The sequence below is a fragment of the Pseudomonas sp. TAE6080 genome, assembly GCF_018732265.1.
In the GTDB taxonomy this organism is placed as follows: domain Bacteria; phylum Pseudomonadota; class Gammaproteobacteria; order Pseudomonadales; family Pseudomonadaceae; genus Aquipseudomonas; species Aquipseudomonas brenneri.
On record NZ_JAHIDY010000004.1, the window covers coordinates 52,255 to 72,893 of the forward strand.

Annotated in this window: 20 protein-coding genes; 8 read left to right on the forward strand and 12 right to left on the reverse strand. The window is 59.7% G+C overall.

The annotated features are described in order from the left end of the window. Nucleotides 1-59: 59 nt before the first annotated feature. The 5 genes from pyk to gcl all read right to left on the reverse strand — a co-directional run bounded on the left by pyk (nt 60) and on the right by gcl (nt 6,560). The gene (pyk, locus tag KL786_RS04900; protein ID WP_215516948.1) at nt 60-1,475 is read right to left on the reverse strand and encodes a pyruvate kinase; all 1,416 of its coding nucleotides are present in this window, start codon (nt 1,473-1,475) and stop codon (nt 60-62) included. Further along, the gene (locus KL786_RS04905; RefSeq protein WP_215516949.1) at nt 1,465-2,745 is read right to left on the reverse strand and encodes a glycerate kinase type-2 family protein; all 1,281 of its coding nucleotides are present in this window, start codon (nt 2,743-2,745) and stop codon (nt 1,465-1,467) included. The genes pyk and KL786_RS04905 overlap by 11 nt, the downstream gene beginning before the upstream one ends. Nucleotides 2,746-2,909: 164 nt before the next feature. Then, the gene (locus KL786_RS04910) at nt 2,910-3,800 is read right to left on the reverse strand and encodes a 2-hydroxy-3-oxopropionate reductase (protein ID WP_215516950.1); all 891 of its coding nucleotides are present in this window, start codon (nt 3,798-3,800) and stop codon (nt 2,910-2,912) included. A 151-nt stretch (nt 3,801-3,951) separates the two neighbouring features. Beyond that, nucleotides 3,952-4,734 carry a hydroxypyruvate isomerase gene (hyi, locus tag KL786_RS04915; protein ID WP_032859147.1) on the reverse strand — a complete coding sequence of 261 codons (783 nt, stop codon included), beginning with the start codon at nt 4,732-4,734 and terminating at the stop codon, nt 3,952-3,954. 50 nt (nt 4,735-4,784) lie between these two features. Further along, the gene (gene gcl / locus KL786_RS04920; protein ID WP_032859149.1) at nt 4,785-6,560 is read right to left on the reverse strand and encodes a glyoxylate carboligase; all 1,776 of its coding nucleotides are present in this window, start codon (nt 6,558-6,560) and stop codon (nt 4,785-4,787) included. Between the two features lie 267 nt (nt 6,561-6,827). On the opposite strand from gcl, the gene KL786_RS04925 reads away from it, so the two are divergent. Beyond that, nucleotides 6,828-7,268 (forward strand): GlcG/HbpS family heme-binding protein, encoded by a 441-nt coding sequence (locus KL786_RS04925; protein ID WP_032859150.1) that lies wholly within the window; start codon nt 6,828-6,830, stop codon nt 7,266-7,268. A 136-nt stretch (nt 7,269-7,404) separates the two neighbouring features. Here the strand turns inward: KL786_RS04925 and KL786_RS04930 are convergent, their stop codons facing one another. Further along, complete coding sequence (locus tag KL786_RS04930; protein WP_215516951.1) at nt 7,405-7,863, reverse strand: REP-associated tyrosine transposase; 459 nt, start codon at nt 7,861-7,863, stop codon at nt 7,405-7,407. 204 nt (nt 7,864-8,067) lie between these two features. Then, nucleotides 8,068-8,673: a TetR/AcrR family transcriptional regulator gene (locus tag KL786_RS04935; protein WP_032859153.1), complete on the reverse strand. Its 606-nt coding sequence runs from the start codon at nt 8,671-8,673 to the stop codon at nt 8,068-8,070. A gap of 134 nt (nt 8,674-8,807) precedes the next feature. Between KL786_RS04935 and KL786_RS04940 the strand changes: the two genes are divergently transcribed. After that, nucleotides 8,808-9,722 (forward strand): DUF808 domain-containing protein, encoded by a 915-nt coding sequence (locus KL786_RS04940; RefSeq protein WP_215516952.1) that lies wholly within the window; start codon nt 8,808-8,810, stop codon nt 9,720-9,722. A gap of 54 nt (nt 9,723-9,776) precedes the next feature. On the opposite strand, the gene KL786_RS04945 is transcribed toward KL786_RS04940, so the two are convergent. The 3 genes from KL786_RS04945 to mlaY form a co-directional block, all read right to left on the reverse strand. Then, nucleotides 9,777-10,244, reverse strand: coding sequence for a hypothetical protein (locus KL786_RS04945; RefSeq protein WP_215516953.1), 468 nt, complete (start codon nt 10,242-10,244; stop codon nt 9,777-9,779). A gap of 192 nt (nt 10,245-10,436) precedes the next feature. Further along, nucleotides 10,437-11,225, reverse strand: a complete 789-nt coding sequence (locus KL786_RS04950) for an MlaA family lipoprotein (RefSeq protein WP_215516954.1) — start codon at nt 11,223-11,225, stop codon at nt 10,437-10,439. Then, nucleotides 11,218-12,516 (reverse strand): lipid asymmetry maintenance lipase MlaY, encoded by a 1,299-nt coding sequence (mlaY, locus tag KL786_RS04955; protein WP_032859159.1) that lies wholly within the window; start codon nt 12,514-12,516, stop codon nt 11,218-11,220. Before mlaY ends, KL786_RS04950 begins: the two co-directional genes overlap by 8 nt. Nucleotides 12,517-12,753: 237 nt before the next feature. On the opposite strand from mlaY, the gene KL786_RS04960 reads away from it, so the two are divergent. Beyond that, nucleotides 12,754-13,122, forward strand: coding sequence for a hypothetical protein (locus KL786_RS04960; RefSeq protein ID WP_215516955.1), 369 nt, complete (start codon nt 12,754-12,756; stop codon nt 13,120-13,122). Nucleotides 13,123-13,186: 64 nt separating this feature from the next. On the opposite strand, the gene KL786_RS04965 is transcribed toward KL786_RS04960, so the two are convergent. Continuing rightward, nucleotides 13,187-14,782 (reverse strand): glycoside hydrolase family 17 protein, encoded by a 1,596-nt coding sequence (locus KL786_RS04965; protein WP_215516956.1) that lies wholly within the window; start codon nt 14,780-14,782, stop codon nt 13,187-13,189. Between the two features lie 231 nt (nt 14,783-15,013). On the opposite strand from KL786_RS04965, the gene KL786_RS04970 reads away from it, so the two are divergent. The 3 genes from KL786_RS04970 (at nt 15,014) to KL786_RS04980 (ending at nt 18,073) form a co-directional block, all read left to right on the forward strand. Further along, nucleotides 15,014-15,865: a glycine betaine ABC transporter substrate-binding protein gene (locus tag KL786_RS04970; RefSeq protein WP_032859165.1), complete on the forward strand. Its 852-nt coding sequence runs from the start codon at nt 15,014-15,016 to the stop codon at nt 15,863-15,865. A 241-nt stretch (nt 15,866-16,106) separates the two neighbouring features. Beyond that, the gene (locus KL786_RS04975; RefSeq protein ID WP_032859167.1) at nt 16,107-16,418 is read left to right on the forward strand and encodes a DUF485 domain-containing protein; all 312 of its coding nucleotides are present in this window, start codon (nt 16,107-16,109) and stop codon (nt 16,416-16,418) included. Beyond that, entirely contained in the window at nt 16,415-18,073 is a 1,659-nt protein-coding gene (locus KL786_RS04980) for a cation acetate symporter (RefSeq protein WP_032859168.1), read from the forward strand. Before KL786_RS04975 ends, KL786_RS04980 begins: the two co-directional genes overlap by 4 nt. A gap of 172 nt (nt 18,074-18,245) precedes the next feature. Here the strand turns inward: KL786_RS04980 and gltA are convergent, their stop codons facing one another. Then, nucleotides 18,246-19,535, reverse strand: coding sequence for a citrate synthase (gltA, locus tag KL786_RS04985; protein ID WP_003222994.1), 1,290 nt, complete (start codon nt 19,533-19,535; stop codon nt 18,246-18,248). Between the two features lie 364 nt (nt 19,536-19,899). Here gltA and sdhC point away from each other — a divergent pair, with 364 nt between their 5' ends. Then, nucleotides 19,900-20,274: a succinate dehydrogenase, cytochrome b556 subunit gene (gene sdhC, locus KL786_RS04990; RefSeq protein ID WP_003172804.1), complete on the forward strand. Its 375-nt coding sequence runs from the start codon at nt 19,900-19,902 to the stop codon at nt 20,272-20,274. Continuing rightward, nucleotides 20,268-20,636: a succinate dehydrogenase, hydrophobic membrane anchor protein gene (sdhD, locus tag KL786_RS04995; RefSeq protein WP_029292670.1), complete on the forward strand. Its 369-nt coding sequence runs from the start codon at nt 20,268-20,270 to the stop codon at nt 20,634-20,636. Before sdhC ends, sdhD begins: the two co-directional genes overlap by 7 nt. The last annotated feature ends 3 nt before the right edge of the window (nt 20,637-20,639 follow it).

The window sequence follows — 20,639 nt, forward strand, 5'->3', positions numbered from 1 at the left end:
TGACGCGTGCTGTCTGAATGGACGCGTCGTTCTCAGGTTTTTCGCGAGCACGCTCGCTCCTACAGTAGCGTCTCGATACGCAGCGAGTTGGTCGACCCCGGCTGCCCGAAAGGCACCCCCGCCGTGATCAACAACGTATCCCCACGCTGGGCCATGCCCTGGGCCTGGGCGATTTCCAGCGCCGTGGAACACACCTCGTCCACCTGCCGCAACCGATCATTGACCACCGAGTGCACGCCCCAGGCCACGCTCAGGCGCCTGGCGGTGGACAGGTTTGGCGTGAGGTTGAGGATCGGCACCGCCGGCCGCTCCCGCGCTGCCCGCAGGGTGGATGTGCCGGACTCGCTGTAGTTCACCAGCACCGCCACCGGCAGGATGCTGCTGATCCGGCGGATCGCACAGCTGATCGCGTCGGACACCGTGGCATCGGCCTTGGGTCGGCTTACATCCAGTTGGGTCTGGTAATCGGGGCCGTTCTCTACCTGGCGGATGATCTTGCTCATCATCTGCACGGCTTCCAGCGGGTATTCGCCAGAGGCGGTTTCGGCCGAGAGCATCACCGCATCGGCGCCTTCGGCCACGGCATTGGCCACGTCCGTGACTTCGGCGCGGGTCGGGGCCGGTGAGAAGCGCATGGATTCGAGCATCTGTGTGGCGACCACCACCGGTTTACCCAACTGGCGGCAGGTGGTGATGATGTCTTTCTGGATTTGCGGCACGCTTTCGGCCGGGACTTCCACGCCCAGATCCCCTCTGGCAACCATGATCGCGTCGCTCAGCTCGGCGATTTCCTGCAAGCGTTGCACGGCCGAGGGTTTCTCGATCTTGGCCATCAGGTAGGCTTTGTCGCCAATCAGTTCGCGGGCTTCGCGGATGTCTTCCGGGCGCTGCACAAACGACAGGGCGACCCAGTCCACCCCAAGCTCCAGGCCAAAGCTCAGGTCACGCCGATCCTTGGCGGTCAATGGGCTCAACTCCAGCAAGGCTTGTGGCACGTTCACGCCTTTACGGTCCGACAATTCGCCACCGTTGAGCACGGTAGTGTCGATGGCGTCGCTGTATTTGGCGGTCACCCGCAGGCGCAGCTTGCCGTCGTCCAGCAACAGGTCCATGCCCGGTTCAAGGGCGGCGATGATTTCCGGGTGCGGCAGGTTGACCCGGCGCTGGTCGCCCGGGGTGTCGTCCAGGTCCAGGCGCAGGGCCTGGCCGCGCACCAGTTGCACCTTGCCTTCGGCAAACCGGCCGACGCGCAGCTTGGGCCCTTGCAAGTCCATCAGGATGCCGAGGGGGTAGTTCAATTGCCGCTCGACCTGGCGGATCCACTGGTAGCGCTGGGCATGGTCGGCGTGGTCGCCATGGCTGAAGTTGAGGCGGAAGATGTTCACCCCGGCTTCCACCAGTTCGCGGATGTCATCGATACCGTCGGTGGCCGGTCCCAGGGTGGCGAGGATTTTGACCTTCTTGTCAGGCGTCATGTTCAGGACTCTCAAGGATCAGAATGGCGCGGAAGTCGTTGACGTTGGTCCGGGTCGGCTCGGTGACGATCAACGCGTCGAGTGCCGCGAAATAGCCGTAGCCATTGTTGTTGTCCAACTCATCGCTGGCCGACAGGCCCAGGGTTTGGGCACGGGCATAGCTGGTGGGGGTCATGATCGCCCCGGCGTTGTCTTCGGAACCGTCGATGCCGTCAGTGTCCCCGGCCAGCGCGTAGACACCGGGCAGGCCCTTGAGGCTGTCAGTCAGGCTCAGCAGGAACTCGGCGTTGCGTCCGCCACGGCCATTACCGCGCACGGTCACGGTGGTTTCGCCACCGGACAGGATCACGCAGGGCGCTGCCAGTGGCTGGCCGTGCTGGATGATCTGCCGGGTGATGCCGGCATGGACCTTGGCCACGTCCCGCGCTTCGCCTTCCAGGTCGCCGAGGATCAGCGGGCTGAAACCGGCCTGGCGCACTTTTACCGCCACGGCTTCCAAAGATTGTTGTGGCCGCGCGATCAGTTGGAAATGGCTGCGCGCAAGGCACGGATCACCGGGTTTGACGGTCTCCGACTCAGGGCTCTGCAACCAACTGCGCACCGAGGCCGGGATGTCGATCTGGTAACGCTTGAGGATCGCCAGCGCTTGTTGTGAGGTGCTCGGGTCGCCCACGGTGGGGCCGGAGGCAATCACTGTGGCTTGATCGCCCGGTACATCGGAAATCGCATAGGTGTAGACGGTGGCGGGCCAGGACGCCTTGGCCAATCGCCCGCCCTTGATTGCCGAGAGGTGCTTGCGCACGCAATTCATCTCGCCAATAGTCGCGCCGGATTTGAGCAGGGCTTTGTTGATCGCCTGCTTGTCGGCCAGGGTAATTCCCGCTGCCGGCAAGGCCAGCAGGGCGGAGCCACCGCCGGACAAGAGGAAGATCACGCGGTCGTCTTCGTTGAGGTTGCTGATCAGCTCCAGCACGCGCTTGGCCACGGCCTGGCCTGCGGCATCGGGCACCGGGTGCGCGGCTTCGACCACTTCGATTTTCTGGCAGGGCGCGCCGTGGCCGTAGCGGGTGACCACCAGGCCCGAGACTTGGCCTTGCCAGCTGTTTTCCACGACCAGGGCCATGGCGGCCGCGGCTTTGCCCGCGCCGATCACGATCACGCGGCCGCTGCGGTCGGCAGGCAGATAAGGTTCGAGGACTTGCCGGGGGTGGGCAGCGTCGATGGCTGTGGCAAACAGCTCGCGAAGCAGGTGTTGCGGATCGACCGACATAAGCGGGCTCCCGGGTTTTTGTTATTAGAGTTGAGACTTGGAACCGGATCAAAATGTGGGAGCGGGCTTGCTCGCGATGGTCTTACATTCAACATCCATGCTGACTGGAACACCGCTATCGCGAGCAAGCCCGCTCCCACATTTGGCCCTCATTTCAACGGGGGTTACTTATCGCGAATCGAGAAATTCGCCATATGCTCCAGGCCCTTGATCAGCGCCGAGTGGTCCCAGTTGCCGCCGCCAATCGCGGTGCAGGTGCTGAACACTTGTTGGGTGCCGGCGGTGTTGGGCAGGTTGATCCCCAGTTCCTTGGCGCCGGCCAGGGCCAGGTTCAAATCCTTCTGGTGCAGGTTGATACGGAAACCTGGGTCGAAGGTGCCCTTGATCATCCGCTCGCCATGCACTTCGAGGATCTTCGACGAGGCGAAGCCGCCCATCAGCGCTTCACGCACCTTGGCGGGGTCTGCGCCGTTTTTCGAGGCGAACAGCAGCGCTTCGGCCACGGCCTGGATGTTCAGGGCGACGATGATCTGGTTCGCCACCTTGGCGGTCTGGCCGTCGCCATTGCCGCCCACCAGGGTGATGTTCTTGCCCATGCTCTGGAACAGTGGCAGGGCGCGCTCGAAGGTCTGTGGCTGGCCGCCGATCATGATGCTCAGTGTCCCGGCCTTGGCGCCGACTTCACCGCCGGATACCGGGGCGTCGAGGTACTGCGCGCCGGTGGCGTTGATCTTCGCGGCAAACGCCTTGGTGGCGGTGGGCGAGATCGAACTCATGTCGATCACCACTTTGTTCGGTGACAGGCCGGCCGCCACGCCATCGGCGCGGAACAGTACGTCGTCGACCTGCGGGGTGTCGGGCACCATGACAATGATGAATTCTGCTTCCTGGGCCACTTGCTGCGGGTTGGCCAGGGCCACGGCGCCAGCGGCGACTAGCTCGGCGGGTGCCTTGCCGTGATGCTCGGAGAGGAACAGTTGGTGACCTGCTTTCTGCAGGTTCGCGGCCATGGGTTGGCCCATGATGCCGGTGCCGATAAAGCCGATTTTAGCCATGATCAAAATCCTCTTTTTATGAGTTGTGCAGGTCTGGCACTGCCCCCTGTGGGAGCTGGCTTGCCTGCGATGGCATCACCTGGGTATGCCTGATACACCGAGGTGTCTGTATCGCAGGCAAGCCAGCTCCTACAGGTTTTTATGGTGTTGGTCAGATCGCGTTATGGGTCTTGAGCCAGCCAAGACCGGCTTGGGTCGTGGTCAGCGGCTTGTACTCGCAGCCCACCCAGCCCTGATACCCGATGCGGTCCAGGTGTTCGAACAGGAAGCGATAGTTGATCTCGCCCGTGCCCGGCTCGTTGCGCCCGGGGTTGTCCGCCAACTGGATATGGTTGATCTGATCCAGGTGCGTCGCCATGGTGCGGGCCAGGTCGCCTTCCATGATTTGCATGTGATAGATGTCGTATTGCAGGAACAGGTTGGCGCTGCCCACCTGTTCACGGATCGCCAGGGCCTGCGCCGTGTTGTTCAGGTAGAAGCCTGGGATATCGCGAGTGTTGATCGCTTCCATCACCAGCTTGATGCCCACCGCTTGCAGCTTGTCGGCGGCGTACTTGAGGTTGGCGACGAAGGTTTTTTCGACGCTGGCGTCATCCAGTCCTTGTGGACGGATGCCGGCCAGGCAGTTGATCTGGGTATTGCCCAGCACCTGGGCATAGGCGATGGCCAGGTTGACGCCGGCACGGAACTCCTCGACCCGATCCGGGTGGCAGGCCAGGCCGCGCTCACCGTTGGCCCAGTCACCGGCCGGCAGGTTGAACAGCACTTGGGTCAGGCCGTGGGCGTCAAGCTGCGCCTTGATTTCGGCGGAGCTGAACTCGTAGGGGAACAGGTATTCCACACCACTGAAACCTGCGTCGGCGGCGGCTTTGAAGCGGGCAAGGAAGTCCTGCTCGGTGAACAGCATGGACAGGTTGGCGGCAAAACGCGGCATGGGAATCTCCTCAAAAGCGTTCCCGCGTCGGGCGCGGGAACGTGCAGTCATTAATCGAGCAGTGAAATCGCGGTAGGCGCGTCATTGCCCACCAGTGCCAGGTCTTCGAATTCGTTGACGGCGTTGATCTCGGTGCCCATGGAAATATTGGTCACACGCTCCAGAATAATCTCAACGATCACTGGAACCTTGAATTCCTCGATCATTTCCTGAGCCTTGCGCAACGCCGGCTGGATCTGCGCCGGTTCGAACACGCGCAGGGCCTTGCAACCCAGGCCTTCGGCGACGGCGACGTGGTCAACACCATAGCCGTTGAGTTCCGGGGCGTTGAGGTTGTCGAAAGACAGCTGCACGCAGTAGTCCATTTCAAACCCACGTTGGGCCTGGCGGATCAGCCCCAGGTAGGAGTTGTTCACTACCACGTGGATGTACGGCAGCTTGAACTGCGCGCCCACGGCCAGCTCTTCGATCATGAACTGGAAGTCATAGTCGCCCGACAGTGCCACCACCTTGCGGCTCGGGTCGGCCTTGACCACGCCCAGCGCAGCCGGAATGGTCCAGCCCAGCGGGCCGGCCTGGCCGCAGTTGATCCAGTGGCGCGGCTTGTAGACGTGCAGGAACTGCGCGCCGGCAATCTGCGACAGGCCGATGGTGCTGACATAGCAAGTGTCTTTGCCGAACACCTGGTTCATCTCTTCGTACACCCGTTGCGGCTTGACCGGAACGTTGTCGAAGTGGGTCTTGCGGTGCAGGGTGGCCTTGCGTTGCTGGCAATCATGCAGCCAGGCGCTGCGGTCCTTGAGCTTGCCGGCGGCTTTCCACTCGCGGGCCACTTCGATAAACATCGTTAGCGCTGCGCCGGCGTCGGAGACGATGCCCAGGTCCGGGGTGAACACGCGGCCGATTTGTGTCGGCTCGATGTCAACGTGAATGAATTTGCGACCCTCGGTGTACACCTCCACCGAACCGGTGTGGCGGTTGGCCCAGCGGTTACCGACGCCCAGCACCACGTCCGACTTGAGCATCGTTGCGTTGCCGTAGCGGTGCGAGGTTTGCAGACCGACCATGCCCACCATCAGCGGGTGATCGTCGGGGATGGTGCCCCAGCCCATCAGGGTCGGAATCACCGGGATACCGGTCAGTTCGGCGAACTCCACCAGCAGTTCGCTGGCGTCGGCATTGATCACGCCGCCACCGCTGACCAGCAGCGGGCGCTCGGCTTGGTCGAGCATGGCCAGGGCTTTCTCGACCTGGATGCGCGTGGCCAGTGGCTTGGCCAGTGGCAGTGGCTGGTAGGCGTCGATGTCGAACTCGATTTCGGCCATCTGTACGTCGAATGGCAAGTCGATCAACACCGGGCCAGGGCGGCCGGAGCGCATTTCATAAAAGGCTTTCTGGAACGCATAGGGCACTTGGCCCGGTTCCAGCACGGTGGTTGCCCACTTGGTCACCGGCTTGACGATGCTGGTGATATCCACGGCCTGGAAATCTTCCTTGTGCATCCGGGCCCGCGGTGCTTGCCCGGTGATGCACAGGATCGGGATCGAATCCGCCGAGGCACTGTACAGGCCGGTGACCATATCGGTGCCCGCCGGGCCCGAAGTACCGATGCACACGCCGATATTACCGGCCTTGGTACGGGTGTAACCCTCGGCCATGTGCGAAGCGCCTTCCACGTGGCGAGCGAGGACGTGATCGATGCCGCCGACCTTTTGCAGGGCCGAATACAACGGGTTGATCGCGGCACCTGGGATGCCGAAGGCGGTGTCCACGCCTTCACGGCGCATCACCAGAACGGCGGCTTCGATTGCTCTCATTTTGCTCATGGTTTTGGTGCCTCTTGCGTTTTGTAATTGTATACAAGTCGGTTGGGTCAAAGTGTATTCACGGCGAGCAGCGCAGGTCAATCCATTTTGTTCTAGCGTCTGTGCATTCGTCGGAAGGCATTTTGCAGGGAGTATTTCGACGTATGGTGCGTATGTTTCGAAAAATTGTATACAAAAAATAAATCTATTGTGATCTATTTGTCGTATCAGGCTTCTGATCAGTCAGAGCCCCCAGGCTTTCTCAATAACAAAATAAGGACGGCACCCATGAGCGCTTTAACCTTGAAAGTCGCAGTCAACCTGGTCAGCCAGGCCATCACCGCAGGCCGCACCATTGCCGCTGCACCGCTGACCATTGCGGTGCTCGACAGCGGCGGACACCTGATCACCCTGCAACGCGAGGACGGCGCCAGCCTGCTGCGCCCGCAAATTGCCATCGGCAAGGCCTGGGGCGCGATTGCCCTGGGCAAAGGCTCGCGCTTGCTGGCATTGGATGCACAGCAGCGGCCGGCGTTTATTGCCGCCTTGAACAGCCTGGGGCAGGGCGGTGTAGTGCCGGCGCCGGGTGGGGTGCTGATTCGCGATCAGGCGGGGCTGGTGCTGGGGGCGATCGGGATCAGTGGCGATACGTCGGATATTGATGAGCAGTGTGCGATCAGTGCGATCGAGGGGGTGGGGTTGTTGGCGGATGCGGGGGTGAGTGCTTGATTTTGGGGTGACTGGGAGGGCCTCTTCGCGAGCAAGCCCGCTCCCACACTGGATGTGTACCAGACACAAATTGTTCAATCCATGCAAATCCCTGTGGGAGCTGGCTTGCCTGCGATGCTGGCGACTCGGTATGTGCTCATAACCAGATCGCATCCCACAGCGGATAGTCCCCGCACTTTTTTACAAGGCCAGCCCTCAGGGGATTGGCAACGATATATCGAGCGATCCTTTCGAGGCTTTCTTCCCGGCGCACAGCATGATCATGAAAGCCTGGTTGCCATAGGCGTCCCTGTCGGCCAGCTACAGCATTGACCACCCGGGTACTTTTGGATTTCACCTGGCGCATCAAATCGGCCAGGGAGCCCTGATCCAGTGAAATCAACCAATGAAAATGATCGGGCATGACCACCCATGCCAGTGAAGTGGCTAGTCCTTGGTTTTGGGCGATTCTAAATTGCTGAACGATTAATCGACCCAATTTGAAGTCTTGGAATACAGGTTCGCGGTCAAGTGTATTGGTGGTGAGGTGATAGATTCGATTAGGTTCGTTGTAGCGCCCGATGCGCAGGCGATTTGATGCAGGTAGACCAGGCATTCCATTGCCTCTCTTCAGTTGGTGTTCTGAGAGGCTAGATCCGGGAAATGGAGTTGAATGAACAGGCTTTTGGCAGGATGTGTCTGGGCTATTGCTATCGCGGGCAAGCCCGCTCCCACAGTGGACTTTTGTCGTTCATACATTTTGTATCTGGCACGGACGCTGTGGGAGCCGGCATGCCTGCGATAGCCACACCACGGTCTTTCAGTCCGGCTCACACCCCTTCAACACCAACCGGATAATCGTCTGCGCCGCCGCTTCATAATCGGCTTCATCCAGCTTGGCCTTGCCCGTGACCGCTGAGATCTGCCAGTCAAAATCGGCATAGGTCTGGGTGGCCGCCCAGATGCTGAACATCAGGTGATTGGGGTCAATGGCGGCGATCAGGCCGCGATCCACCCAGCTCTGGATGCATTGGATGTTGTGCTTGGCCTGGGCGTTAAGCTGTTCCACCTGTTCGGGGCTCAGGTGCGGTGCGCCGTGCATGATTTCGCTGGCGAACACTTTGGAGGCAAACGGCAGGTCGCGGGAGATGCTGATTTTCGAGCGGATGTAGCCGCTCAGCACCTGCCTGGGGTCGCCGTCCGGGTTGAAGGGCGTGGAGGCGGCCAGGATCGGCTCGATGATGCTTTCGAGCACCTCGCGATAGAGGTTGTCCTTGGATTTGAAGTAGTAGTAGACGTTGGGCTTGGGCAGCCCGGCCTTGGCGGCGATATCGCTGGTTTTGGTCGCGGCGAAGCCCTTGTCGGCAAACTCCTCGCTGGCAGCCCGCAGGATCAGTTCTTTGTTGCGCTCGCGAATGGTGCTCATAGACCAGATGATTCCTTGCCAGGACAGGCGGTTGCGCATGGTAGCACCGGCGATCCGCGAGCCTCAAGAATGTGCCCGCGACGCTTTGTACCACGCTATGCTGCGGAATATCCCACATTAAGGACGTCCGATTCATGGCAGGAAGCAGCTTGTTGGTTTTGATTGATGACATCGCGGCGGTACTCGACGATGTGGCCTTGATGACAAAAATGGCCGCCAAGAAAACCGCCGGGGTGCTGGGGGACGATCTGGCGCTCAATGCCCAGCAAGTCTCTGGCGTGCGCGCCGAGCGGGAAATCCCGGTGGTGTGGGCCGTTGCCAAGGGCTCGTTTATCAACAAACTGATCCTGGTGCCCACCGCGCTATTGATCAGCGCCTTCGCGCCGTGGGCGGTCACGCCACTGCTGATGCTCGGCGGTGCCTATCTGTGTTTCGAAGGCTTTGAAAAGCTCGCCCATAAATTCCTGCACAGCAAGGCGGATGCTCAGGCCGAGCACGCGCAGTTAGTCGAAGCGGTGGCCGACCCCGCAACAGACCTGGTGGCCTTCGAGAAAGACAAGATCAAGGGCGCGATCCGCACCGACTTTATCCTCTCCGCCGAAATCATCGCCATCACCCTGGGCACCGTGGCCGACGCGCCGTTGATGCAGCAAGTGATCGTGTTGTCGGGCATCGCCCTGGTCATGACCATCGGCGTGTACGGCCTGGTGGCCGGCATCGTCAAACTCGATGACCTGGGCCTGTGGATGGCGCAAAAGCCCGGCCAATTGGTACGCGATATTGGCAACGGGCTTCTGCGAACCGCGCCGTACATGATGAAAAGCCTCTCGGTAATTGGCACGGCGGCGATGTTCATGGTCGGTGGCGGCATCCTGACCCACGGCGTGCCTGCGGTGCATCACTGGATTGAGAGCGTGAGCCAGAGCGTTGGTGGCATCAGTTGGCTGATGCCAACCCTGCTCAATGCCGTCGCGGGGGTCATTGCCGGGGCGGTGGTACTGGCAGTGGTCTCGGTGGTGAACAAGCTGTGGCGTGCCTTGAAGGGGTGAACCACGATCATACCGAAGGCCCTCTGTTGAAGAGGGCAAAATGGGGTTGGATTGTTACAGCGCGCTGTAGCCTTTTTCACTGAAAGCCTTGAGCTTCTGTGCTTCCGATCCTGCTGAAACACTACCGAACTGGCCGAAGCCTTGTATGTGTTGATCGTTCTGTTGGGCCGGATCCTGGCGCTTGATGTCTGTGCGGCCATTGATATGACTGACCACATCGGCCAGGTTATAGGCGGCATCGGCGCGTGATTCGGGGTTACGGTTGGCGGGGCTCCAGTCGCCGGTTTGATTCTTGAGCTGATTGAAGAAGTTGTTCGCAAAAGGACCATTTTGTTTGAGGACATCTTTCAGGATCGGGTTGTCCTTGAAGATTTGTTCTGCGCTGCGAGTATCGCCGGCAGGTCGGCCATGGGCGCCTCTGGGAGCTTGCAGGTCAGGGGGTGTCGAAGCCTTGGGCTCGACGGCTACAGAGCCGGGGACGAAGGGGGCTGTGATGGGGGGCTGGGAACCAGATATCGTCATGTAGAAACTCCACTGGAAAGTTCGAGGTAGGCAGCGCAGTCAGCCTGTTGTTTGTCAGGCGTATCAGCGTGCGTGCCAGGATGTACGTGGCAAACATGTACGAAAGGGTTCCGAGTCGTACCGAAATTGACTCCTGCGTGCATTAAAAAAGGCCATCGAGGTGTTCGATGGCCTTTTTGTTTGTGCTGAGTATTACTCTGCTATTTGTAGTTTTCGCGACTCGCTGTACACGTACCGAACCTTTTCATACTCGAACGGCGAGTTCATCTGGCCGTACCGAAAGCTCGTTTGGTAGCGCTTGTCTACCGCGCGCAGGGCCCAGATTTCCGGGTGGTTGGAGCTGACTTCGGCGACGTTGAGGAAGTTGATCTGCGATTCGGCGGTGTAGTCCACGAGCAGGCCGCCGGTGTCACGCAGGTTCGACGGGCCGAGGATCGGCAGGACCAGGTAGGCCCCACCGGGCACGCCGTAGAAACCCAGGGTCTGGCCGAAGTCTTCGCTCTGACGCGGCAGGCCCATGGCAGTAGCCGGGTCCCACAGGCCGGCGATGCCGAGGGTGGTGTTGACCAGCAGGCGGCCGGTAGTTTCCAGGGAGCGATGGCCCTTGAGTTGCAGCAGGCTGTTCAACAGGTTGGGCACATCGCCCAGGTTGTTGAAGAAATTGCTGACGCCCGTGCGCAGGAAACTTGGGGTGACGTAGCGATAGCCGTCGACCACCGGCAGGAACACCCATTGGTCGAAGCGATAGTTGAAGTGGTACACCCGACGGTTCCACGACTCCAACGGGTCATAGACGTTGAGGGCGTTGAGGGTCGAGCGCTCGAACTCGCGCTGGTCCAGGCCGGGGTTGAACTTGAGTTTGCTCAAGGGCTCCTTGAAGCCATCCTGATCAACCACGGTCGGCGAGTGAGCCTTGCTGTTGTCCGCGTTGGCAACGCCTGCACAGAGTAAGGCCGCAAGAAGCAGGAGATGTTTAGCCACGGAAGAACTCCAGCATGGCGTCGGCGTTGACGCGGTAATTGAGGTTGCCGCAGTGGCCGCCCAGTGGGTAGACGGTCAGGCGATCGCCGAAGGTTTTACGCAAAAAGCCCAGGTCGCCAGGGCCGAGGATCACGTCGTCGGCGTTGTGCATCACGGCGATTTTCGGGCTGTCGCGCAGATAGTCCTCAAGGGCATACAGGCTGACCTGATCGACCAGTTGCAGCAGGCTGCCGCCGTCGGAGCGGGCGCGCCACATCGGGATCACTTGTTCGGTGAGGTAGCAGTCGAAATCACACTGCAGGGCACGCTTGAGGAATGGCGTGAGGCTGGTGCTTTCGGTGATCGGGTACTTGGGCGGGATGATCAGGCCGCGACGGTTGATCAGGTCCGAGGTGAAGGCGATATCGGCCGCCGAGAAGCGGAACGAGGTGCCGATCAGCATCGCCATCTGCTCGTTGGTCAGGTGCTCCTTGGAGTTCTGGAAGTCGTAGAGCAGGGCGTCGTTAAGGTCGATATAGCCCTTTTCCTGGAAGTAGCGGGTCAGTTTGGCCAGTACCAACTCATAGAAAGTCGTGCTGTTGTTGATGCCCTTGACCTCGGTCTGCACCAGCTTGTCGAGGTTGGTGATGGAGGTGTACAGGTTGACCGGCGGGTTGAGCAGCAACACTTTCTTGAAGTTGAAGCTGCGGCGGGTCTCGTCCAGCTTGCTGACGAATGCCGCGTCCAGCGCACCCAGGCTGTAGCCGGTGAGGTAGAAATCGGTGACCGGCAGTGTGGCATTTTGTGCGCGTACGGCCTGCATTACGCGGTACATGTCCTCGGCGTCTTCCTGGGTGATGCCAGGGGTGGCAAAGCGCGAGGCGGCGCTGATGAAGTCAAAGCTGGTGGGCGACGACAATTGGACGACGTGGTAACCCGCCTTGTAGTACAGCTTTTTCAGGTATTCGTTGAGGGTGCTGTCATAGCGCGCGCCGGTACCGGCGATCAGGAAAATCAGCGGCGCGGCGCGGTCTTGCTTGGCAATGCGGTAGGTGAGTTTTTTCACCGGCCAGAAGTTGTCGGGCAGGCTGAATTCACGCTCCGGGCGCATGGTCAGGCTGTAGTCGGATTGGTTGATGTCATCGATGGATGGCAAATCCGGCCGCAGATCCGGTGGCGTGGTGGCGATGGTCGCCTCGAACGGGTTGGTCAAAGGGTAGCCATAGCTGGCCGGGTCGACATCGACCGCCAGTGCTGACGCACTCAGAAAAAGGCCACCCAACAGGGCAGCACAGCGCAAGGAACGGAGCATGACTAAATCCCTAAGAGGAAAACGTGCTGAATGAAGTTCGCAGGCTATGACCACCGCGTTGTCGCCGAAGTGCCAACCATCTGCACTAAATATCGGAAAAAAACGTAGGAATCGAGGTAATAGTAGCCAGACGATACACTTTGGCACGCTTTGATGAATAGTTATCTGCGTGCAGCCCTTGCCAATGGCCCCGGGGAGATTAAGCTGGGCGCCGTTTTCGCCTATCGGAGTGCCCTTATGTCCCCTCGTTTGCCGCTGATCCTGCTGCTGTTGGCCGTGCCGTTATGGTTGGCCGCCAGTTATGGCGCCCGTTACGGGTTCATGGAAGATGGGCAGTGGGTGGGCATCTGCGTTGACGACGCCAGCCGCTGGGAATGCCAGCTGCGCGCCAATCTGGGGTTGATGATTCACTTTCGGGTGTTGGGCTGGGCTGCGTTGGTCACGTCGGTACTGGCGTTTTTTGTGCCAGGTCGTGCCGGATGGGGCTTGGCGGTGCTGGGGTTGGCGTTCGGGATTCCGGCGTTGGCGTTGTACAACACCAATTTTGCGGTGTTTGCGTTGGTGATTGCCGGGTTGCGGTTGGTCAGGGCGCCTCGGGCTGTCTGATAGGGCCAATCGCAGGCAAGCCAGCTCCCACAATGTGGGAGTGGGCTTGCTTGCGATAGCAATCTCAGGGTTTGCGCGCCCTCAGGCAACGCCACAGGGCAGCTACCATCAAACCACTGACCAATGCCCAACCCAGCGCCTGCTGGTTCATCAAGCCTTCGCGGTACAGCTGCGGCGCAATGCCGGCACCGATGATGAAGGCCAGCAGGGCAATTTCCCGGCGTGGCCCGGTAACAGGGCGCAGCAGGTAGACCAGTGCCGGCAGCAGCAGGGCGGCACTGGGGAAGCTGCGGTAGCGCGGGTCGAACACCAGCGCCAGCATCATGACCGCCGCGGCGAATCCGGCAAATGCTATCAGCCAGCCAGCGCGTTGCTCCAGCCAGGCAAAGGCCCGCTCGCGCCAACCCTGGCGAGCGCTCAAGGCCAGGGCGGCGTGTGCCAGCACCAACAGGTTCAATGCCAGCAGCAGTGCTGCCCAGATCCATTCATCGGTGAAGCGTGCGGTCACCCGGGTCAGTTCGGCCCAACTGCCAATCGAACCGGCGGCCACTGCGCCGAGTAACGGCAGCAGCAGGGCAGAGCGGGTCGTGCGCACACGCCCGCCGAGCACCAGGGTACCCAGCAGGATCAACCCGCCAACGCCCAGCCACACCGGCCAGTACGGCACGTTGGTGACCGGGCCGGCCAGAATGCCCTTGTCCTGGCGGTCGGCATCAAACAGTCCCCAGTAACCACCAACCGCACCTTCGCTGGCGCGTTTCCATGGCTGGTCAAAGGCTTCGATCAGGTTGTAGTGCCAGCCATTGGCTTCGGCCATGGCGACAAAGCCGCGAATGAACTTCGCCTCGTTGACCCGGCTCGGCACGGCGGTTTCGCGCTGGCGGCCTTCGCTGGGCCAGCCGGTCTCGCCAATCATCACGTCCTTGGGCGCAAAGCGGTTACCGAAGGTCTGGCGGATATCGCCGACGTGGCGCAGGGCCTGATCGATGCCCGCCGGGTCATCTTCCCAGTACGGCAGCAGGTGGATGGTCAGGAAATCCACTGCCGGGGCGATCTCCGGGTGTTGCAGCCAGAACTCCCAGACGTCGGCGTAGGTGACCGGCTGCTGGATCTGGCTTTTGACCTTCTCGATCAGCTTCACCAACTGCGTGGCGGTGATTTCCTTGCGCAGCAGGGCTTCGTTGCCGACGATCACCGACGTGACCACGTCGGGGTTGGCATTGGCCGAGGCGATCAGCAGGTCGACTTCCTTGGCGTTGTCCACCGGGTTGCTGCTGATCCAGGCACCGCTCATCAACTTCAGGCCATGCTTGCGCGCCAGGTCAGGCAGGGCTTCGAGGCCGGTCATGGAGTAGGTGCGGATGCACTCAAAACGCGTGGCCAGCAGTGCCAGGTCGGCGTCCATGCGCTCGGGGCGCAGTTTGAACGGCTGGTCGAAGGGCGATTGGTCCTTGTCAAATGGCGTGTAGGACGCGCATTGCAGCTTGTGGCTGGCGCTGGCCACATCCGGCAGCACCACCGGCTGGCCAAGGCCGTACCAGTAGCCGCCGAGTGCAAACAGGCCGAGCAGCAAGGCAAATACATAAGGCAGGAAGGGGAAGCGGGCAGTCGCGGTCATGGTCAGGCCGTGTGGGAGCAAAGCCGCGCATCTTACCTGCATTTGCCGGTTTCCAGTGGGGCCGCATAATTTTGACATGCAAAGTTCGGGCGGAATTTTGACGGAATTTCCTACAGTTCGTCCTGCTGGCAACTTGATGTCGTTTCTTGCTTACCCGAGGTCGCAGTCAGAGCAGGTCGCCGGGGGCGGCGGGTTGATGATCGAACAGCACCATAGAACAACAGGTTGACGTCGCTCGGCATCCGTCGGGCGCAGCACTTTCGGGGATGCACTATGAAGATGCGACGACTCTTGGGCGCAGCTGCCACGTTGGTAGTTGCGATGGGTTCCACGCTGGCCAGCGCCGACAGCAAGACCCTGAGCATCGGTTATGTTGACGGCTGGTCGGACAGCGTTGCCACCACCCATGTGGCAGCTGAAGTGATCAAGCAAAAGCTCGGCTATGACGTGAAGCTGCAAGCGGTCGCCACCGGGATCATGTGGCAGGGCGTGGCCACTGGCAAACTCGACGCGATGCTCTCGGCCTGGCTGCCGGTGACTCACGGCGAGTATTGGACCAAGAACAAGGACAAGGTGGTCGACTACGGCCCCAACTTCAAGGATGCGAAGATCGGTTTGATCGTACCGGAGTACGTCAAGGCCAAGTCCATCGAGGACTTGAAGACCGACACCACCTTCAAGAACAAAATCGTTGGCATCGATGCCGGCTCAGGCGTGATGCTCAAGACTGACGAAGCCATCAAGCAATACGGCCTGGACTACAAACTGCAAGCCAGTTCCGGCGCAGCCATGATCGCCGAATTGACTCGCGCAGAAGACAAGCAGGATTCCATCGCGGTAACTGGCTGGGTGCCACATTGGATGTTCGCCAAGTGGAAACTGCGCTTCCTTGATGATCCAAAAGGCATTTATGGTGCTGCCGAGACCGTCAACAGCATCGGCAGCAAGGGCCTGGAAAAGAAAGCCCCGGAAGTCGCTGCGTTTCTGAAGAAATTCCAGTGGGCCTCCAAGGACGAAATCGGCGAAGTCATGCTGGCGATCCAGGAAGGTGCCAAGCCTGATGTGGCGGCCAAGGATTGGGTGGCCAAGCACCCTGAGCGTGTGGCCGAGTGGACTGCCAAATAATCGGATAAACCTGTAGGAGCGAGCTTGCTCGCGAAGAACGCAAAGACGCCGCAATCCTCCAGGGTGTGCGCGTTATCGTTGACGTTTTTCGCGAGCAAGCTCGCTCCTGCAATTGTTTCTGGCGCGCCGTAAACCCTCGCTACACGGGTTCTAAGACTAAGGTCGTCTGGAACCTCTCCCGCAGCCGCATACAGTGGATATGTTCCAATAATAAAAAAGCTGTGCTGCGAGGATAAAAACAATGAACGACAGCATTTACCTCTCGATTCAAAACAGCCCGCGTTTCAAGGAGCTGGTCAGTAAAAGGGAAAAGTTCGCCTGGATTCTCTCGGCGATCATGCTTGGGCTGTACTCCGGATTCATCCTGTTGATTGCCTATGGACCACAAGTTCTGGGAGCCAAGATCAGCCCTGAATCGTCCATAACCTGGGGAATCCCGATCGGGATCGGCCTGATTGTCTCGGCCTTTGTGCTCACAGGCATTTATGTACGACGCGCCAACGGCGAATTCGACGACCTGAACAATGCGATTCTCAAGGAGGCTGCGCAATGATCCGTCGTCTATTGGCTGTATTCGGCGCTTCGCTGTTTGCTCCTGCCGTTTGGGCGGCGGACGCATTGACCGGTGAAGTGCACAAGCAACCGTTGAATGTCGCGGCGATCGTGATGTTTGTCGCCTTCGTCGGCGCTACCTTGTGCATTACCTATTGGGCGTCCAAGCGTAACAACTCGGCGGCCGACTACTATGCGGCCGGCGGCAAGATCACCGGTTTCCAGAACGGCCTGGCGATTGCCGGCGACTACATGTCGGCGGCATCTTTCCTGGGGATTTCCGCGCTGGTATTCACCTCTGGCTACGATGGCCTGATCTACTCGATCGGCTTCCTGGTGGGCTGGCCGATCATTCTGTTCCTGATCGCCGAGCGCCTGCGTAACCTGGGCAAGTACACCTTCGCTGACGTGGCGTCCTATCGCCTCGGGCAGACCCAGATCCGTAGCCTGTCGGCCTGTGGTTCGCTGGTGGTGGTGGCGTTCTACCTGATCGCGCAGATGGTTGGCGCGGGCAAGCTGATCCAACTGCTGTTCGGCCTTGATTACCATGTTGCGGTGATCCTGGTGGGTATCCTGATGTGCCTCTATGTGTTGTTCGGCGGCATGCTGGCGACCACCTGGGTACAGATCATCAAGGCAGTGTTGCTGCTGTCCGGTGCTTCGTTCATGGCGCTGATGGTGATGAAGCACGTCAACTTCGACTTCAACATGCTGTTCTCCGAGGCGATCAAGGTTCACCCTAAAGGTGAGGCGATCATGAGCCCGGGTGGCCTGGTGAAAGACCCGATTTCGGCGTTCTCCCTCGGCCTGGCCCTGATGTTCGGTACCGCTGGCCTGCCACACATCCTGATGCGCTTCTTCACCGTGAGCGACGCTAAGGAAGCCCGTAAGAGCGTGCTGTATGCCACAGGCTTTATCGGCTACTTCTATATCCTGACCTTCATCATCGGCTTCGGCGCGATTCTGCTGGTCAGCACCAACCCGGCGTTCAAGGATGCAGCAGGCGCTCTGTTGGGCGGCAACAACATGGCGGCGGTGCACCTGGCCAACGCGGTGGGCGGCAGTATCTTCCTGGGCTTCATCTCGGCCGTGGCGTTTGCCACCATCCTCGCGGTGGTTGCTGGTCTGACCCTGGCGGGTGCTTCGGCGGTGTCCCATGACCTGTATGCCAGCGTGATCAAGAAAGGCAAGGCCAACGAGAAGGATGAGATTCGCGTCTCGAAGATCACCACCATCGCCCTGGCTGTCCTGGCGATTGGCTTGGGTATCCTGTTCGAAAGCCAGAACATTGCGTTCATGGTCGGCTTGGCGTTCTCCATCGCGGCCAGCTGTAACTTCCCGGTGCTGCTGCTTTCCATGTACTGGAAAAACCTCACCACCCGTGGCGCAATGATTGGCGGTTGGCTGGGCCTGGTCAGTGCCGTAGGCCTGATGATCCTTGGTCCGACCATCTGGGTCTCGATCCTGCACCATGAAAAGGCGATCTTCCCGTACGAATACCCGGCGCTGTTCTCGATGATCATTGCGTTCGTCGGTATCTGGTTCTTCTCCATCACCGACAAATCGGCGGCGGCGGTGAAAGAGCGTGCGCTGTACTTCCCGCAGTTTGTGCGTTCACAGACTGGTCTGGGGGCGAGCGGGGCGGTTAATCACTAAGGTTGTCGTTCAATAAGAAATGCCCTGGTCGAAAGGCCGGGGCATTTTTTTGCCTGGGGTTCTGTGTTGCCTGGGTTATTGCTTTCGCGAGCAAGCGGTAGGTCAGGCAGCACAAACAAAAACGGCCTCCACTAAGGGAGGCCGTTCTCAATGCAACTAAGCAGTTGAATGCTTACTTGCGGTCTTCCAGCTTGGTAATGTCACGCGACTCGTAGCCGGTGTACAGCTGGCGCGGGCGGCCAATCTTGTACGGGCTGGAGAGCATTTCTTTCCAGTGGGAGATCCAGCCCACGGTCCGCGCCAGGGCGAAGATCACGGTGAACATGCTGGTTGGAATGCCGATCGCCTTGAGGATGATCCCCGAGTAGAAGTCGACGTTCGGGTACAGCGAGCGTTCGATGAAGTACGGGTCGGTCAGCGCGATCTCTTCCAGGCGCATGGCCAGTTCGAGTTGCGGATCGTTGTTGATGCCCAGTTCCTTCAACACTTCGTCGCAGGTCTGCTTCATTACGGTGGCGCGTGGGTCGCGGTTCTTGTAGACCCGGTGACCGAAGCCCATCAACTTGAACGGATCGTTCTTGTCCTTGGCCTTGGCGATGAACTTGTCGATGTTGGACACATCGCCGATTTCATCGAGCATGGTCAATACGGCTTCGTTCGCACCGCCGTGGGCAGGGCCCCACAGAGCAGCGATACCGGCGGCGATACAGGCGAACGGGTTGGCCCCCGAGGAACCTGCCAGGCGTACGGTGGACGTCGAGGCGTTCTGTTCGTGGTCGGCATGGAGGATGAAGATCCGGTCCATGGCCTTGGCCAGCACCGGGCTGATCGGTTTGATCTCGCACGGGGTGTTGAACATCATGTGCAGGAAGTTTTCCGCGTACGTCAGGTCGTTGCGCGGGTACATCATGGGCTGGCCCATGGAGTACTTGTAAACCATTGCGGCCAGGGTTGGCATCTTGGCAACCAGGCGGATCGCGGAGATTTCGCGATGCTGCGGGTTATTGATGTCCAGGGAGTCGTGATAGAAGGCCGACAGGGCGCCGACTACGCCGCACATAACGGCCATCGGGTGGGCGTCGCGACGGAAGCCGTTGAAGAAAGTCTTCAACTGCTCGTGAACCATGGTGTGGTTCTTCACGGTGCTGACAAACTGGGCCTTTTGTTCGGCTGTTGGCAATTCGCCATTTAGCAGCAGGTAGCAGGTTTCCAGGTAGTCCGATTTCTCGGCCAGTTGTTCGATCGGGTAGCCGCGATGTAGCAGAATGCCATTATCGCCATCGATATAGGTAATCTTCGACTCGCAAGAGGCGGTCGACATGAAGCCAGGGTCGAAAGTGAAACGGCCCGTGGCCGTCAGGCCCCGTACGTCGATAACATCGGGACCAACGGTGCCGGTTAAAATGGGCAGCTCGACGGGGGCTGCGCCCTCGATGATCAACTGCGCTTTTTTGTCAGCCATGTGGCCTCCTATTTATGCTTCAAATCATCAGACAGACCCCCCACGCAGGGCCCGCACCACTATATTGATATAAATCCAGATGTCAATTTGCCTAAAGTCTTGCCCCAGAAGGCTTTAACCGTACTTTTTCCTCGAAATTGCCTGCCGTTTACGCCTTTTATCCCGTCAGCGCAATCAGCTATTAGGGTGAGGAGCGCGCGTTGTCATTAGTAGCCTAACTGTCTATACTCGGCCACCGACCGCCAAGGGCTTTTGGGCTTGCTTTCATTGGGGGTCGCACTCCCTGGGTGGTGCTTACCTGACCAGTGCACTCCCCAACAACTTTGCCCTGATTGTTAGGGGCTCTTCAGTGTGAAAAAAAGCCGTGAATAGCCAACGACCTGTAAACCTAGACCTAAGGACCATCAAACTCCCCATCACCGGCGTTACGTCGTTCCTGCACCGTGTTTCCGGCATCATCCTGTTCCTGGGCTTGGGCATCATGCTTTATGCATTGAGCAAATCCCTGGGTTCCGAGGAAGGATACGCCGAGGTGAAGGCATGCTTGACCAGCCCGCTGGCCAAGTTCGTAGCATGGGGCCTCCTGTCCGCTCTGCTGTATCACCTGGTAGCCGGTGTGCGCCACTTGATCATGGACATGGGCATCGGTGAGACGCTGGAAGGCGGCCGCCTGGGCTCGAAAATCATCATCGCCATTTCCGTGGTGCTGATCGTTCTGGCAGGAGTTTGGATATGGTAACCAGCGTTACGAACCTTTCGCGTTCGGGCCTCTATGACTGGATGGCACAGCGTGTGTCTGCGGTCGTTCTCGCGGCTTATTTCATTTTCCTGATCGGGTACCTCGTTGCAAACCCTGGCATTGGCTACGCCCAATGGCACGGTCTGTTCTCCCACAACGGGATGCGTATCTTCAGTCTGCTCGCCCTTGTGGCCCTGGGCGCTCACGCCTGGGTCGGCATGTGGACCATCGCGACCGACTACCTGACGCCGATGGCGCTGGGCAAGTCCGCGACTGCAGTACGTTTCCTTTTCCAGGCAGTATGCGGCGTCGCGATGTTCGCTTACTTCGTCTGGGGTGTGCAGATTCTCTGGGGTATCTGATTC